General features: G+C 66.7%; 13 protein-coding genes. 5 read left to right on the top strand and 8 right to left on the bottom strand.

What is annotated here, in order from left to right:
• Positions 1 to 36: 36 nt before the first annotated feature.
• The 8 genes from derI to FOA17_RS17810 all read right to left on the bottom strand — a co-directional run bounded on the left by derI (position 37) and on the right by FOA17_RS17810 (position 8,335).
• Entirely contained in the window at positions 37 to 498 is a 462-nt protein-coding gene (derI, locus tag FOA17_RS17845) for a D-erythrulose-4-phosphate isomerase (protein ID WP_149142858.1), read from the bottom strand.
• 11 nt (positions 499 to 509) lie between these two features.
• The gene (locus FOA17_RS17840; protein WP_149142857.1) at positions 510 to 1,274 is read right to left on the bottom strand and encodes a triose-phosphate isomerase; all 765 of its coding nucleotides are present in this window, start codon (positions 1,272 to 1,274) and stop codon (positions 510 to 512) included.
• Position 1,275: 1 nt separating this feature from the next.
• A complete protein-coding gene (locus tag FOA17_RS17835) occupies positions 1,276 to 2,040 on the bottom strand; it encodes a DeoR/GlpR family DNA-binding transcription regulator (protein WP_149142856.1) in 765 nt (254 codons plus the stop codon).
• A gap of 122 nt (positions 2,041 to 2,162) precedes the next feature.
• Complete coding sequence (locus FOA17_RS17830; RefSeq protein ID WP_149142855.1) at positions 2,163 to 3,119, bottom strand: sugar-binding transcriptional regulator; 957 nt, start codon at positions 3,117 to 3,119, stop codon at positions 2,163 to 2,165.
• A gap of 1 nt (position 3,120) precedes the next feature.
• Positions 3,121 to 4,263, bottom strand: a complete 1,143-nt coding sequence (locus FOA17_RS17825; RefSeq protein ID WP_149142854.1) for an iron-containing alcohol dehydrogenase — start codon at positions 4,261 to 4,263, stop codon at positions 3,121 to 3,123.
• A 35-nt stretch (positions 4,264 to 4,298) separates the two neighbouring features.
• Positions 4,299 to 5,231: a sugar phosphate isomerase/epimerase family protein gene (locus FOA17_RS17820; protein ID WP_149142853.1), complete on the bottom strand. Its 933-nt coding sequence runs from the start codon at positions 5,229 to 5,231 to the stop codon at positions 4,299 to 4,301.
• A 7-nt stretch (positions 5,232 to 5,238) separates the two neighbouring features.
• Positions 5,239 to 6,750, bottom strand: a complete 1,512-nt coding sequence (locus FOA17_RS17815; protein WP_149142852.1) for a glycerol-3-phosphate dehydrogenase — start codon at positions 6,748 to 6,750, stop codon at positions 5,239 to 5,241.
• 1 nt (position 6,751) lies between these two features.
• The gene (locus tag FOA17_RS17810; RefSeq protein WP_149142851.1) at positions 6,752 to 8,335 is read right to left on the bottom strand and encodes an FGGY-family carbohydrate kinase; all 1,584 of its coding nucleotides are present in this window, start codon (positions 8,333 to 8,335) and stop codon (positions 6,752 to 6,754) included.
• A gap of 573 nt (positions 8,336 to 8,908) precedes the next feature.
• Between FOA17_RS17810 and FOA17_RS17805 the strand changes: the two genes are divergently transcribed.
• The 5 genes from FOA17_RS17805 (at position 8,909) to FOA17_RS17785 (ending at position 14,248) form a co-directional block, all read left to right on the top strand.
• Positions 8,909 to 9,574, top strand: coding sequence for a DUF2291 domain-containing protein (locus tag FOA17_RS17805; protein ID WP_149142850.1), 666 nt, complete (start codon positions 8,909 to 8,911; stop codon positions 9,572 to 9,574).
• Positions 9,571 to 11,130 (top strand): sugar ABC transporter ATP-binding protein, encoded by a 1,560-nt coding sequence (locus tag FOA17_RS17800; RefSeq protein WP_149142849.1) that lies wholly within the window; start codon positions 9,571 to 9,573, stop codon positions 11,128 to 11,130. The genes FOA17_RS17805 and FOA17_RS17800 overlap by 4 nt, the downstream gene beginning before the upstream one ends.
• 37 nt (positions 11,131 to 11,167) lie before the next feature.
• On the top strand, positions 11,168 to 12,208 hold the full coding sequence (locus FOA17_RS17795; RefSeq protein WP_149142848.1) for an ABC transporter permease: 1,041 nt from the start codon (positions 11,168 to 11,170) through the stop codon (positions 12,206 to 12,208).
• Positions 12,209 to 12,317: 109 nt separating this feature from the next.
• The gene (locus FOA17_RS17790) at positions 12,318 to 13,265 is read left to right on the top strand and encodes a D-ribose ABC transporter substrate-binding protein (protein WP_162528311.1); all 948 of its coding nucleotides are present in this window, start codon (positions 12,318 to 12,320) and stop codon (positions 13,263 to 13,265) included.
• A 131-nt stretch (positions 13,266 to 13,396) separates the two neighbouring features.
• Positions 13,397 to 14,248, top strand: a complete 852-nt coding sequence (locus FOA17_RS17785) for a DeoR/GlpR family DNA-binding transcription regulator (protein ID WP_203232351.1) — start codon at positions 13,397 to 13,399, stop codon at positions 14,246 to 14,248.
• Positions 14,249 to 14,310 lie beyond the last annotated feature (62 nt).

Genomic DNA, 14,310 nt, shown 5'->3' with positions numbered 1-14,310 from the left:
GGGCCAACGCCCCCTCGGCAAGCTCTGATGCAGCGCTTAGCGCTTGTTGTAACGCGCGTCCACCGCATCAATCGCATCGACATTGCCGGCCGACTTGCCGGTCGCATCGAAATTCAGGGTTTCGGCCAGCCAGGCATCGGCAATCGCCTTGGCCAGTTCCGGCCCGATGACCCGGGCGCCCATGGTGATGATCTGGGCATTGTTCGACAGGGCGGCGCGTTCGGCCGAATAGGTGTCATGGGTCAGCGCGGCGCGGATGCCCGGCACCTTGTTGGCCGCGATGCAGACGCCGATGCCGGTGCCGCAGACCAGAATCGCCCGGTCATAGGTGCCGTCCGCGACGGCGCTTGCCACCCGATCCGACAGGTTGGCATAGAACGCGTCCGGCCCGGCCTCGGTGCGGCTGATCTCGGCCACCTCATGCTTGCCCTTCAGGTGATCGGCCAGGATCTTGGCCAGACCTTCGCCCGCGCTGTCGCCCGCAATTGCCAGTTTCATGTCGTGATCCTTCACATTTTGGCGGCGCAACGGGCCAGAATGTCGAGATAGCCCGCGACATCCCAGGCCGAACGCCCGATGAAAAGCCCGTCGATATGCGGGCAGGTGATGAGTTCCTCGCAATTGCCCGGATTGACCGAACCGCCATAGAGGCAGGGGATGCGACGCCCCAGAATATCCTCGGCCACGGCGATGATCTCGGCCTGCCTTGCATCGGCGTAATCCGAGGTGGCGGGGATGCCGTTCACGCCGATGGCCCAGACGGGTTCATAGGCCAAGAGCACCGGCGCGTCCCTCTGATCGCCCGTCAGACGCCCAAGCGCCCCGCGCACCTGCGCCTCCAGCACCTGTTGCGCGCGGCCCGATTCGCGCTCGGCCAGCGTCTCGCCGATGCAGATCAGGGGCGTCAGGCCGTGGCGCACCGCCGCTTCGGTCTTGCGCCCGACGGTCTCGTCGGTCTCGCCGAAATGTTCGCGCCGCTCGCTATGGCCCAGTTCCACGATATCCAGTCCGCAATCGCGCAGCATGAGCGGCGAGACCTCGCCCGTCCAGGCGCCGGCATCTTCCCAATGCATGTTCTGCGCACCGACCTTGACGCTGGTCGCGGCCAGGGCGGCCTTGACCTCGCGGACAAGCGTGAAGGGTGGGATGACAAAGCGCTGGATGCGCGGGTCGCGCGCGGCATCGGCGGCGCGCAGCCCTTCGGCAAAGGCCAGCCCCTCGGTCAGCAGCTTGTTCATCTTCCAGCTTGTGCCGATCCAGATTTGCGGTTCCATGTCAGTCCCTTGCGATGGTCAGCCGCAGCCCCGCCCGTTCCAGCGCGGCGCGCTGGTCGGGGTCGGGCTCGGCATCGGTGATGATGGTTTGAAACTCGGCCAGATCGGCCAGCACATGCAGCGCCGACCGCCCGAAGCGGCTGTGATTGACCAGCAGACAGCCACGCGCCGCCGCCGCCATCATGGCGCGTTTGGTGCGCACGACCGCATCATCCATGTGAAAGGCCTGCCCCTCCGCGACGGCGGGCGACGAGATGAAGGCCAGATCGGCGCGCAGCCGCGACAGGGCCTGTTCGGTCACGATGCCGAAAAAGCCGTTGAACTTGGGGCTGAACACCCCGCCAAGCGCGATCAGGGTGATGCCCGGCTCGGCCCGCATCCGGTCGATCACGGCGGCATTGTTGGTGATGATGGTCAGCGGGCGCTTTTCAACCAGCGTTTCGGCCAGCAGCGCCGCCATGGACCCGTCATTGATCATGACGGTCATGCCGGGTTCCACCAGTTCCATCGCGGCGCGCGCCATGCGGGCCTTGGCCTCGCCATCCTGCAAGGCGCGGATGCGGAAATCGCTTTCGAACCGGGTGCCGGCCTCGATCGTGGCGCCGCCGCGCACCTTGCGCAGCAGACCCGCCTGTTCAAGATCGTCCAGATCGCGGTGGATCGTCATTTTCGACACGGCAAAGCGGTCGGCCAGATCGTCCAGATCGACGGCACGCGCCGCGACCAGCAAATCCATGATCGCCTGTCTGCGGTCGTCGCGGCGCACGATTCCCTCCCCCTTTGCTATGGGATTGATAGCAGATCACAGGTAAAACTCAACATTTTCGATGTGATTTTGTGATTTCTCGTTGTGATTTTTCGGCGAAAAATCACGGCACCCGCGTGAAATCACATTTCCCCGGCCAGAATCCGTGCCGTGGGTTCATCGGTGATCAGGCCGCGCAGGCGGCCGCTTTCCAGCACGGCGCGGATGGCGCCGGCCTTGGCCGCCCCGCCGGCAATGGCGACGATGCGGCTGTCGGGCGGGCCGTCCAGCCCGACAGACAGGGTGCGCGCCGTCAGCCCGGTTTCCAGCACCCGTCCCCGCGCGTCAAAGAAATGGCCCAGCATCTCGCCCACGGCGCCGGCGGCGTTGATCTCGGCGATCTCGCGCGGCTCGATCATCCCCGAGGCGACCAGTTGCGCCCCGGCATCGGCGGTGCCGATCCCCACGACCTTGAGCCGCGCACCATTCGACAGATCGAAGATCTCGCGCACGCCGGGCTGGGCCAGAACCACGGCCCGGTCGCCTTCGGAATTGGCAAAGAACGGCACCGGCAGGACATAGGCCTGCGCCCCGGTCTTTTCGGCCAGGCGGTGCATCACGTCATGCGGATTGACCGCGTAATTCCGCGTCAGCCCGCCCAGCAGCGAGACAAAGCGCACCCCGCCCGCCTCGAACCGCGGCAGATGTTGCACGGCGGCGGCAAGGGTGCGACCATGGCCAAGGCCGATCACCGGCACCTCGCCGCGTTCGATCTCGCGGCGCAGAAAGCCCGCCCCGGCCAGGCCGAGCGCGCGCAGCGGCTGGCCCTCCTCGCCCAGATCGGGCGCCACCTCGCAATGATCCAGACCGAAGCGCGCGCAAAGCCGGTGTTCCAGTTCGGCGCATTCGACGATGGCGCCGTCGATGCTGACCTTGACCATGCCCGCATCCACCGCCCGCGCGATCAGCCGATGCGCTTTGACCGAGGGCAGGCCCAGCCGTTTGGCCACCGCCGCCTGGGTCAGCCCGCCGGCAAAATGCAGCCAGGCCGCGCGGATGGCGAGGCTTTCCTCGGGGTCGATCGCGGCGCGGTGCAACATGTCAGCCAGCCTCCTGCATGATCCGGGTCAGATCGGTTTCCGACAGCACCACCGGGTTGGCCTTCATCGAAGACGAGGCGGCGGCGGCCTGCGCGGCCCGGGCCTGCGCGGCGGCGTCGATGCCCAGCCCGGTCAGCCCCGGCAGGCCCTGCGCCCGCGCCCAGGCGGCCAGCGCGGGGGCAGCAACCTCCATCCCGGGCGCCACGCCCAGGGCGGCGCCGATCCAGGCCGCGACCTGATCGAGCCGGGCCGGATCGGCCACCGCGCGGCGATTGGCGCGCAGCACATGCGGCAAAAGCGTGCCGCAGATCGCGCCATGCGCGGCGCCGGTCAGCCCGCCCAGCGGTCCGGCCAGCCCATGCACCGCCCCCAGCCCGGCATTGGCCAGCGCAAGACCGCCGCACAGGCTGACCCAGGCCAGATCGTCGCGCGCCTGCGAGTCTTCGGCCTGCATCAGCCGGATCAGCGCCGCCAGCCCGCGCGGGATCGCATCGCGGCACAGCGCATCGGTGAACCGGTTAGCACGCGGGCTGGTGAAGGGTTCGATCACCTGTGTCACCGCATCCAGCCCCGAGGCCAGCGTCACGCCGCGCGGGCACTGATCGGTCAGCGCCGGATCGACGATGGCCAGGCGCGGCAACATGCGGATGTCGCGCAGGCTGACCTTGCGCCCCTGCGCGGGCACGCCGATCACCGCATTGCGCGTGACCTCGGCCCCGGTGCCGGCCGTGGTCGGGATCGCGACAAAGGGCAAGGGCGCGTGATCGAGCGGCAGGCCCTGCCCCACCACCTCCAGATGGTCGAGCATGGGCCGTGTCGCGGGCACCAGCGCGGCAATCGCCTTGCCCGCGTCGATCACCGCGCCGCCGCCAAGCGCCACGACAACCGTCGCGCCCGCCGCACGCGCCACGGCCAGGCCGGCCTCGACCCGCGCCATGTCCGGCTCTTGCGCCACGGCAAAGCGTGTCACCCGGCAGCCCCGCGCCGCCAGCGCCGCCGCCAGCGCATCAGACCGCGCGGGCGTGGCGCCCTGCACCAGCAAGACCGTATCCCCGAGCGCCGCCACACGGGGGGCAGCCTGCGCCACCTCGCCGCGGCCGAACAGGATCTCGGTCGCGGTGGCAAAGCTGAAACTGGCGGGCATGGGCGGTTTCCTTTGGGGTTGTCCGTATCCTGCGGTCAGATATTCAGGTTTTGCACGCCGCTGTCGATATGCGGTGCCCAGAAGGCCACGCTTTCGGCGATCTGGGCGATGACCTGGCGGTCATTCGGCTCGCGTTCCTTGAAGCTGAGTTCAAGGCAGATCTCGTTATCGACCGCCCCGCCTTGGGCAAATGCCGCCAGCAGCGGTTCGGGCTGGATCGAGCCCTTGGCGTTGAAGGCCGCCGTGAAGGGCCGGTGGCCCGACTTGTCCATCATCGACTGCTTGATATGGATGATCGGGCTGACCTTCGGCACCGCGCGCGCCCAGGCATAGGGGTCGGTATCGTCGGGGTTGGGGCTGGTCACATCGCCATGGTCGATATCGGCCATCATCCACATCGGCACGGCCATATTCGCCGCCGTCAGCCGGTCTTGCAGCGCCAGCGCGGCGGCGATGGTTTCACCGAATTCGCGGCCCACGCTCATCGGTTCCCAGAACACATATTTCAGCCCCGCCGCCCTTGCATGTTCCGCCACCTCGGCCCAGCAGTCGATCGCGGTCTGGATCAGCGCCTCGCGCCGGGCCGGATCGTCGTAATCCTGATAGGTGAAGATCGCGAATTGCGTGCCGACCGAGGTGCCGCCCAGATCGGCGGTGATATCGGCAAAGGTCTTGAACCAGTCCACATAATAGCGCCGCACCTCGCGGTCGGGATGGCCGAAATGATTGAGCCGCCCGTAAGGCCCGGTCATGCCGCTGGTCACCCGCACGCCGGTCCGCGCCAGCGCCGCGCCCATCTGCCGGGTCAGGCGGCGGATCACCGGGGCGGGCCAGCCTGGATTGATGAATTCATGCGTCAGTTGCAGGTCGCGGATGCGCAGGTCGCGCGCCACGGTGTCGATCAGGTCATCCGGATCGGCAAAGCGGTTCACCAGCGGATTGGTATTGAGCGAAAGCGTCAGGGCCATGTGAACCTCAGGCGGCAAGGCGGGCGGCAGTGAACCAGTCGGCAAAGGCCGCGCGCTCGGCCTCGGTCAGGTGCAGGTAATGCTTGGTGCGGCGCCACAGGATGTCTTCGGGCGTCCGCGCCCATTCCCGGGCGATCAGATAGCGCACCTCGGCCTCGTAAAGCTGACCGCCGAAATGCCGGCCCAGATCCGCCAGCGATCTGGCCCCGCCCACCACTTCGCCGGTTCGCGCGCCATACAGACGGCCATAATGCTGCACCAGCTTGCGCGGCATCCAGGGGTAGCTGTCGCGCAGGCTGTTGGCGAAGCTCTCGTAATCGGCATTGTCGATCTCGCCGCCCGGCAGGGGCGCGTCCTGCGTCCAGTCGCCGCCCATCTGCGGAAAGATGTGGCGCAGACGGTGCAGCCCGCGTTCGGCCAGTTCGCGATAGGTGGTGATCTTGCCGCCAAACACGTTCAGAAGCGGCGCCCCCCCGGTTTCATCCAGATCGAAGACATAATCCCGCGTCACCGCCGAAGGGTTGCCCTTGCCATCGTCAAACAGCGGCCGCACGCCGGAAAAGCTGTGCAGCACGTCCGAGCGGCGCAGCTTTTCCTTGAAATAGCGGTTCACGGCGGCCAGCAGATAGTCGATCTCGGATTCCTCCGCCGCCACATCCTCGGCCCGGCCCTCATAGCCGATATCGGTCGTGCCGATCAGCGCCTTGTCGCCCTCATAGGGGTTGATGAAGATCACCCGCTTGTCGTGGTTCTGCACCAGATAGGCGTTGGACCCGGCCCACCATTTCGGCACGATGATATGGCTGCCCTTGACCAGCCGCACATTGCGGGTGGACTTCGATCCGGCCACATTGCCGATCACGTCGCTGACCCAGGGGCCGGCGCAATTCACGATGCAGCGGGCGCGGATGTCGCGGGTCTGGCCGGTGGCATTGTCGCGCACCGTCACCGTCCAGCCGCCATTTTCCCGGCGGGCGGCAATGGCGGGGGAACGGGTCAGCACCTCGGCCCCCTTTTCCGCCGCGCCAAGCGCGTTCAGCACCACCAGCCGCGCGTCATCCACCCAGCAATCGGAATATTCGAAGCCCCGGGTGAACTGATCGAGGATCGGCGCGCCCTCCGGGTCGCGGCGCAGATCGAGCGTGCGGGTGCCCGGCAGTTTCTTGCGACCGCCCAGATGATCATAGAGAAACAGCCCCAGCCGCACCAGCCAGGCGGGCCGGTCCTGCGGGCTGTGCGGCAGCACAAAGCGCATCGGCCAGATGATATGCGGCGCGGCCTTCAGCAGCACCTCGCGTTCGATCAGCGCCTCGCGCACCAGGCGGAATTCGTAATATTCAAGATAGCGCAACCCGCCATGCACCAGCTTGCCCGAGCGCGACGAGGTGCCCTCGGCCAGATCGTCCTTTTCGCACAGCACGACCGACAGGCCGCGCCCCGCCGCATCGCGCGCGACGCCGGCGCCGTTGATACCGCCGCCGATCACGAAAAGATCGACCATGTCGGATGTCTGGGTCATGTCAGGCTCCTTGAGCAAAGCGCCGCGCGGCGGCCAGCGCATCCCATGCGGGAACGAGGCCGTGCCTTGCGGCGACAAAAGCGGGAAAGACGCGGTCATAGGCCGCGACAAGATCGGGGTCCGGCGGCTCGGCCGTGCCCAGCAGCGGCGTGACCCAATCGGCCACGCAGGATTGCATGTCGGGATAGGCGCCGATCGCCACGGCGGCCATCATGGCGGCACCCGCCGCCCCGGCCTCTTCGCGCGCCGACACCCGCACCGGCGCCTGCACGCTGGCGGACAGAATGCCGCGCAGCCCGGCTGACCGCGCGGCCCCGCCGGTCAGCCGCAATTCGCCGGGCAAGGCGCCCATGGCGGCGTAGCAATCGCGCATCGCATGGCCCAGCCCCTCGACCACGGCGCGCACCAGATCGGGGAAGCGATGCGTCGCGGTCAGCCCGGCGAAACCGGCGCGCGCCTCGGCCTTGACAAAGGGGCCACGCTCGCCCGCCTCGGAGATATAGGGGTGATAGAGCATCTGCCCCGGCGCGCTTTGCGCCAGCCAGCCTTCCAGCCGCTGCATCAGGTCGCGCGGGCTGACCTCCTGCCCGAAATCGCGCAAGAGATCGGCCCCGACCGCCAGCACCCAGTCGAGGTTCAGCGTGGCCGCCATGTTGGTCTGGACCTGCGTGACCACGCCCGGCACCGGCAGGCAGATCACATAGCCCGTGCCCTCGGCATTCAGATGCACCGCCTCGGCGGGCACCGCGCGCATGTGAACACCGGTGGAGCCGACGGTGGAACAGGCCACATCGCCCGCCCCGCCCCAGACCCCCGCGCCCAGTGCCGTCATCACCATATCGACATAGCCCAGGCTGACCGGCGTGCCGGCGCGCAGCCCGGTCTGGGCCGCGGCGGCGGCGCTTAACGGGTGGGTGATCTCGGTGCCCTCGACGATCTCGGGCAGCAGATGGCGCTGCGCGGTCAGGCCCAGCGCGTCGATCACCGCCGCGTCATAGGCGCGATTGCGGAAATTGCCGAAGGTAAAGCTCGCTTCCGACGGATCGGTGGCCCGGATGCCGGTGAGGTTGAGATAGAGCCAGTCCTTGCAATGCAGCGCCACCTCGGCGCCCGTCAGACAATCGGGCAGGTGCCGCGCCATATGGGCCAGCTGGCTGCCTTGCTGACAGGTATTGAGGCCGGTGCCCGTCGCCTCGAACCGGGCGCGGTTTTCGGGTTGCGCGGCCAGCCGCGCGACGGTGGGCGCGGCCCGCGCATCAAGCCAGAGCCAGGCATCGCCGACGGGACGGTCGCCCTGCCCCACCAGCCAGGTGCCATCGCCCTGCGCGGTGACGGCCACCGCCGCCGTGCGCGCCGCAAGACCCGCGACCTTTTCGCCCAGCCCGCGCAGCGCCGCCGCGCAATCCGCCCAGGTCTGCGCAAGCGATTGGGTGACCGCGCCGCCGGGGCCGGTGACATAACGATTGGGCACCGCCGCCGCCGCGATCTGGCGCCCCGCCAGATCAAAGGCCACCGCCTTGATGACCGAAGTGCCGGCATCAATGCCGATCAGCACATCCCCTGACACCCCCGCACCGCCTGTCATGAAATCTCTCCCTCCGATCGCACGGACAGCCCCTCACCGCCCGCGATCTCTGCGCGATTCCTTATAACACAGTCATACCATATGTAATGTATTTTTTTACGGACATAGCAATTTATTTCAGCTACACTGAGGACAGGCCAAGCAAAAGACTTGGAAGCCCATCTCCATACGGCAAGATTCTCGACCCGGGCGCGATGCGGCATCGCAGCGATACATGCGGGCAAAATATGCAAATATCTGCAATATTTTCTGCATGTTGCCGCAAAATATTTGCCGCAATGCAGCATGGCCCGGCGCCGTGCAGACCCCCAGAGCCAAGACGATTCCTTCGCCCGGGAATCACACCGCAGCCCCCGCCGACACCTCAATCTCACCCAGCACGATTTATCTTACTTGACGGGCATTATAACTTAGAGATATCACATAAGCATGAAAACCAGCCGATTCCCCGGAGAGGAGCCGGGACCGACTGGAGGGGGAGGACTGCCATGCCACGATTGCGCCCCATGCCAAGCGCCGTGCGCCGCCATCGCGGTCGCACCATCCCCGCCACCATCTGTTCGAGGCCGTGACATGACCGCGCAAACCACCCAGCCCAGCCCTGCCCCCCGCGCCCCGGCCGCCTCGCGGCGCGGCAGCGTGATCGCCGGCGCCATCGGCCTGGCCGTGCTGGCCGCCATTGCCCTCGACACGACCATCGTGCCCATCGGATCCGAGGCGGATGTGCGCCAGCAGGCGTTTTCGCCCGACAGCTTTGGCACCAGCGAATTCCCCCGCGTGCAGGCCTTCATCCTGGAAAAGGCCGTGGAGGCGCAGACGCTGGCCCCCGCCGTGCTGGCCGACAAGGCCGCCGCCGCCAAGACCTATGGCACCGCCTCGACCACGGGCGCGATCCTGCCGGTGCGGGTGACGGGCGTTGTGGGTGAAGGCAAGGCCGGGGTCTATGCCCTGACGGTCGAGGGCCTGCCGGCCGAGATCAAGGTCCGCGTCCAGACCGGCCCCGCGATCAACGGCACCGACCTGCGCGACGCGCCCGGTGACATCGCCTTTGGCCAGTTCAAGAACCAGATCGAATATCAGGATGCCGGATCCGGCCTGAACCGCGCCATGAAGGCCGCGGTGCTGGACGGGATCGACGCCGCCGCCCTGCACGGCAAGACCATCGAGGTGGTCGGCGCCTTCCGTCTGGTCAATCCGAAGAACTGGATGATCACCCCGGTTCAGGTGGTGGTGAAATGAGCGCGCAGTTCCAAAGCGGCGCCCGCCCCCAGACCGACCCGCGCCTTGGCGAGGTCGTGCTGGCTGCGCGCAATGTCGCGAAATCCTACGGCAATGTCCACGCGCTCAAGGGCGTGAATTTCGACATCCATCGCGGCCAGGTCACCACCCTGTTCGGCGAAAACGGCGCCGGCAAATCGACGCTGATGAAGATTCTGTCGGGCGTGATCCAGCCCACATCGGGCGAGATCGTGCTGGATGGCCTGCCCGTCAGCTTTGGCAATTCGACCGAGGCGCGCGATCGCGGCATCTCGATCATCCATCAGGAACTGAGCCTCGCCCCGAACCTGAGCGTGCGCGACAACATCTTCATGGGGCGCGAGATCATGGGCGCCTCGGGCGTCGATTTCGCCGAAGAGGAACGCCAGTGCCGCAAGCTGATGGCGGAGCTGGAGGAGGAGATCGACCCGCTGACCCCGGTGGAGGATCTGCGGCTGGGCCAGCAGCAGATCGTGGAAATCGCGCGCGCCCTGTCGGTCGACAGCCGCATCCTGATCATGGACGAGCCGACCAGCGCGCTGTCCGCGACCGAGGTGGAGGTGCTGTTCAAGGTGATCCGCGACCTGACCTCCAAGGGCGTGAGCATCGTCTATATTTCGCATCACCTGGAAGAAGCGCTCCAGATCACCGATCATGCGGTGGTGCTGCGCGACGGCACGATGACCGCCTATGCACCGCGGGCGGAAATCGACCTGGAATGGATCGTGCGCAACATGGTGGGCGAAAATTACGACCTGGGCAGCCCGCCCGAAGGTCACGCCCTGGGCGCGGTGGCGCTGTCGGTGCGCGACCTGACCGTGCCCGACCCCAAGGGCGCCGATTACAACGTGGTGGACCGGCTGTCGCTGGATATCCGCGCGGGCGAGGTCGTGTGCATCTATGGGCTGATGGGCGCGGGGCGCACCGAATTGCTGGAAACCGTGGCCGGCAGGCTGCGCGCCAGCGGTGGCGAGGTGGTGCTGGAGGGGCGCGAGATCTCGCATCTCTCCATTGCCGAGCGCATCGCGCGGGGCCTGGCGCTGGTGCCCGAGGACCGGCAGCGCGACGGGCTTGTGCAGACCATGAGCGTGGGGGAAAACCTGTCGCTTGCCTCCATCGCCAGCTTTACCCGGGGGCTGTTCACCCGCAGGAAGGCCGAACGCGCGCTGATCGACGCCTCGATCCGCGAGGTGACGGTCAAGACCTCTGGCCCTGCGGCGGCGATCGGATCGCTGTCGGGGGGCAACCAGCAAAAGGTGGTCATCGGCAAGATGCTGGCCACCAAACCCCGCGTCATCATGCTGGACGAACCCTCGCGCGGGATCGACATCGGCGCCAAGGCCGAGGTGTTCAAGCTGCTGGCCGAAGAAGCGAAACGCGGTCTGGCGGTGGTCTATTCCACCTCAGAGGTGGGCGAATGCCTGTCGATCGCGCATCGGATCATCGTCATGCACAAGGGCCGCATCTCGGCCGAATTCGATTCAACCGTCTCCAAGGAAAAGATCATGGCCGCCTCGGGCGAGTCCGTGGCGGCCTGAGGGCCGATCCTAAAGCGACCAGATACGGAGCCATCCCATGTCGGATACCACCCTTGCCCGCTCGGCCGCCGCGAAGCCCGCCTTCAGCCTGGGCCGGTTGCTGCTGGAAGGCCGCGCCTTCTTTGCGCTCATCGCGATTGTCGCGGTGTTTTCCTTCCTGTCGCCCAACTATTTCACGGTGTCGAACTTTCTCATCATGGCCAGCCATGTGGCGATCTACGGCATTCTGGCCGTGGGCATGCTGCTGGTGATCCTGAATGGCGGGATCGACCTGTCGGTCGGCTCCATCCTCGCGCTGTCGGGGGTGGTGGCGGGGGCGCTGATGCAGGGGGTGGAACTGCCCGCGCTTGGCGTCATCCTCTATCCGCCGGTCTGGGCGGTGGTGGTGCTGACCTGCACGCTGGGTGCGCTGGTCGGCGCGGTGAACGGGGTGCTGATCGCCTGGTTCAAGGTGCCCGCCTTCGTCGCCACGCTGGGCGTGATGTATGTGGCGCGCGGCGTTGCGCTGCTGATGACCAACGGCTTGACCTACAACAACCTTTCCGGTCGCCCCGAACTGGGGAATACCGGCTTCGACTGGCTGGGCTTCAACCGCCTTGCCGGGATCCCGATCTCCGTCCTGGTGCTCTCCGGAATCGCGATCCTGGCGGGGTTGATGCTCAGCCGGTCGGCCTTCGGGCGCTGGCTCTATGCCTCGGGTGGCAATGAACGCGCCGCCGATCTGTCGGGCGTGCCGGTCAAGCGGGTCAAGATCACCGTCTATACGCTGTCGGGCATCCTGTCGGCCGTCGCGGGGCTGGTGCTGTCGTCGCAGCTGACCTCGGCCGGGCCGACCGCCGGCACCACCTATGAACTGACCGCCATCGCGGCGGTGGTCATCGGGGGCGCGGCGCTGACCGGCGGGCGCGGCACGGTGCGCGGCACGATGCTGGGCGCCTTTGTCATCGGCTTTCTGTCGGACGGGCTCGTGATCATCGGCGTGTCTTCCTACTGGCAGACCGTCTTCACCGGCGCCGTCATCGTGCTGGCCGTGCTGATGAACTCCATCCAATACGGCAAGGGAACCCGCAAATCCTGATGCCCCCGCCCTTCTCCGCGCGGGAGAACCGGGGAGGACCGGCCCCGCGCGGAAAGACTGCCAATCCTGGCGATCCAGAACCCGAAGACCAACCCAAGGGAGTGAGACCATGCTGAAACTGACCCGCCGCGCGCTGATGGCTGCCGTCGCCGTCACCCCGCTGATGACCTTTGCCGCCTCGGCCGAAGGGCTGATCTCGATCATCGTGACCGACCCGGCCAACCCCTACTGGTTCACCGAGGGCGAAGTGGCCAAGGCCACCGCCGAAAGCTTGGGCTATACCGCCAATGTCGCGGCCCACAAGGGCGACACCAATGCCGAAAGCACCCTGATCGACACCGCGATCACCAACAAGTCGGTCGCGATCATCCTGGACCCGGCCAATGCCGACGGCTCCATCGGGGCGGTCAAGAAGGCGGTCGATGCCGGCATCCCGGTCTTCCTCGTCAATGCCGAGATCAACCAGGAAGGTCTGGCCAAGGCGCAGCTCGTGTCGAACAACGCCCAGGGTGCCGCACTTGGCGCCGAACAATGGGTCTCGATGGTGGGCGACAAGGGCAATTATGTCGAGCTGTTCGGCAACCCCGCCGACAACAACGCCGCGACCCGCTCCAACGGCTATGAGACCGTCATCACCCAATACCCGGATCTGGTGAAGGCCGGCAAGGAAGTGGCCAACTGGGACCGCACCCAAGGCTATCAGAAGATGCAGTCGCTGCTGCAAGCCAACCCCGACATCGTCGGCGTGATCTCGGGCAATGACGAGATGGCGCTTGGCGCGATTGCCGCGCTGAAAGAGGCGGGCAAGCTGGATCAGGTCAAGGTCGGCGGCTTTGACGGCTCGCCCGACGCGGTCGAGGCGGTGAAGGCCGGCGAGATGCAGTATACCGTCCTGCAACCCGTCGCCGTCTTCTCGGCCGAGGCGGTGAAACAGGCTGACAGCTTCATCAAGACCGGCGCCACCGGCGCCGCGACCGAAAAGCAGCTGTTCGACTGCCTGCTGATCACCAAGGACAACGTGGACAAGTATACCGCTGCCTTCACGCTGTCGGAATAAGCGCTCCCGCCGGGGGTGGGCCTGGCCTGCCCCCGTCTCTCCCCGGCGGCGCCGTTCCACCCGGCGCCGCCGTTCTGCATTCCTTGCTTTTCAGGGGATTTCCGCTATCCCGCAGCCAGGAGGCACCCCGCATGACTGAATTCCACGGCCCCAATGACCCCGCCCCCGGCCTGATCCCCGATCAGATGCCCAGCGACAGCCGTCAGGCCCGCCAGATCGCCCGGCGGCAATTGATGGCCGAGGCGGTGATGGCCGAGGGCACGATGCGGATCGAGGATCTGACCGAACGCTTTGGCATCAGCCTGATGACCGCGCATCGCGACCTGGACGAACTGGTCGGGCGCGGGCTGATCCGCAAGACGCGTGGCATCGTTTCGGCCGCGCCCACCTCGCTGGTGGAGGCCAGCGACCTTTACCGCTCCTCGCGCCAGTCGGTCGAAAAACGCGCCATTGCCGCCGCGGCCGCCGCCTGTATCGAACCCGGCCAGGCGGTGTTCTTTGACGACAGCACCACGGTCTTGCAGATGGTGCCGCATCTGGCGGCGCGGGTGCCGCTGACCGCGATCACCAATTCGCTGACCCTGATGACCGAGCTGCGCGCGATCCGCGATGTGACGTTGCTGGGGTTGGGCGGACAGTTCCATCACTGGTGCAATGCCTTCATGGGCCCGGTCACCACCGCCGAGATTCGCCGCCTGCGCGCCGATCTGGTGTTTCTGTCCATGGCGGCGATCACCGATGACATGGTGTTTCACCAAAGCCCCGAAATGGCCGATACCAAACGCGCCATGTTCGACAGCGCCGCGCGGCGCATCCTGTTGGCCGATCACACGAAATTCGAACGCCGCGCCCTGCATGCCATGGCCGCGCTGGAGGAATTCGACCTGGTGATCGTCGATGACCTGACGCCGCCCCGGGTGATCGAGCGGATGAAGACGCGCGGCATCGCGGTGCAGGTCGCGCGGCTGGAAGACCAAACGTAACACATATTGATGTGAAGTTCACATCATGCGACGATCACTTTGCCGGGGACGCGATTCCCCCG

Source organism: Gemmobacter caeruleus (assembly GCF_008271655.1).
Classification (GTDB): domain Bacteria; phylum Pseudomonadota; class Alphaproteobacteria; order Rhodobacterales; family Rhodobacteraceae; genus Gemmobacter; species Gemmobacter caeruleus.
This window is presented reverse-complemented; position numbering and strand designations above follow the sequence as displayed.